This window comes from Mesorhizobium sp. M0159, assembly GCF_040322295.1.
Classification (GTDB): domain Bacteria; phylum Pseudomonadota; class Alphaproteobacteria; order Rhizobiales; family Rhizobiaceae; genus Mesorhizobium.
Genome location: NZ_JAMYTF010000128.1, coordinates 1 through 1,540 on the forward strand (window position 1 = coordinate 1; position 1,540 = coordinate 1,540).

Sequence of the window (1,540 nt, forward strand, 5' to 3'; positions counted from 1 at the left end):
GCAGATCCCATGGGGAGTGGATCGTGGCCCGCACTCTGGCAGAGTGGGCCATCGCAACTCGCTCTTTGGAGGCCCTTTCATGCATCTTTCGACCACCGATCAATCCGAGCTACAAGCCGCTGTCCGCGTGGATCTTGGCGCAATCTTCGTCTCGCTGGAGCTGTCCAGATCGACCTGGCTAGTCACCTCGATTGTACCGGGCAGCGAGAAGATGTCACGCCACATGGTCGCCGGCGGTGACAGTGCCGGGCTGCTCGTCTGCCTCACCGGGCTGCGCAGCAAGGCCGAGGCGCGCACGGGCACGCTTTATCCGTTGGTGGTGATCCAGGAGGCGGGGCTGGACGGCTTCTGGATCGACCGGGTGCTGAACCGCGAGGACTGGATCGAAAGTCACATCGTCGATGCGGCATCGATCGCAGTGTCGCGCCGCCACCGTCGCGCCAAGACGGATCGGCTTGATGGCGAGGCGCTGATCCGCGCCCTGCTGGCCGTCAAGCGGGGTGAGCCGCGCGTCTGCTCGATGGTCCGGGTGCCGACGCCCGAGAATGAGGATCGCCGCCGGACCAACCGCGAGCGCAAGGTGCTGGTCGCCGAACGGGTCGAGCACGTCAACCGCATCAAAGGCCTGCTCTTCAGCCAGGGCATCCGCGACTACGAGCCTTTGCGCCGCGACCGCCGCGATCGCCTGGAAGAACTGCGGACCGGCGATGGCCGCGCCCTGCCGGCCCGCATGAAGGCCCAGATCGGCCGCGAACTTGACCGTCTCGAATTGCTGCTCGGCCAGATCAAGGCGGTGGAGGCCGAGCGCGACGCGCTGCTCGCCGCGATGGCGGTGGACGCCTCGACGCCGGCGGCGATGTTGCTCAAGCTGAAGGGCATCGGGCCGGAATTCGCGACGATCCTCCACGCCGAAGGGCTGTTCCGGCATTTCAACAACCGCAGGCAGGTGGCCGCCTACGCGGGACTGGCACCTTCCCCATGGAAGAGCGGCACGATCGATCACGAACAAGGCGTGTCGAAGGCAGGCAATCCGCGGCTGCGAACGACGATGGTCGAGCTTGCCTGGCTGTGGCTGCGCCATCAGCCGGCCTCGGGCCTGGCCCGCTGGTTCAGCGAACGGGTGGCGCGCAACGGCGGCCGCCTCAAGAAGGCGATGATCGTCGCGCTCGCCCGCAAGCTGCTGGTGGCGCTGTGGAAATACGCGACCGCCGGCGTCATCATCCAGGGAGCGCTCATGAAAACCGCATGACCGCTTCCACCACCCTTTTCCTCCATTCCGCAAAGGCCTGATCAGCCTTTCGGATCCAGGTGGGCGAACCGAAAATATGCATGGCCTCAACAGCCGATCGGCAGAATGGTTTCGTCTTCCTGAGCCTGCGCCCGCCGCAAGCGGGATATTGGTGCTGCCGCCAGGAGCGGCGACCGCATGTGAGGTGGATGAGGCCCGGCGACCGGGCCGCGTCACGTGATCGGGCTCAGACCTTGGACCGAAACTGCGAAGGAGGAAAATCACACTTGACCATGTAATCCCCATGTGAGG

At 65.5% G+C, this 1,540-nt stretch carries 1 protein-coding gene; it reads left to right on the plus strand.

Features of this window, described 5'->3' with window-relative positions:
• The first annotated feature begins 79 nt into the window (after positions 1-79).
• Positions 80-1,249, plus strand: a complete 1,170-nt coding sequence (locus tag NKJ32_RS35330; RefSeq protein WP_352594635.1) for an IS110 family RNA-guided transposase — start codon at positions 80-82, stop codon at positions 1,247-1,249.
• Positions 1,250-1,540 lie beyond the last annotated feature (291 nt).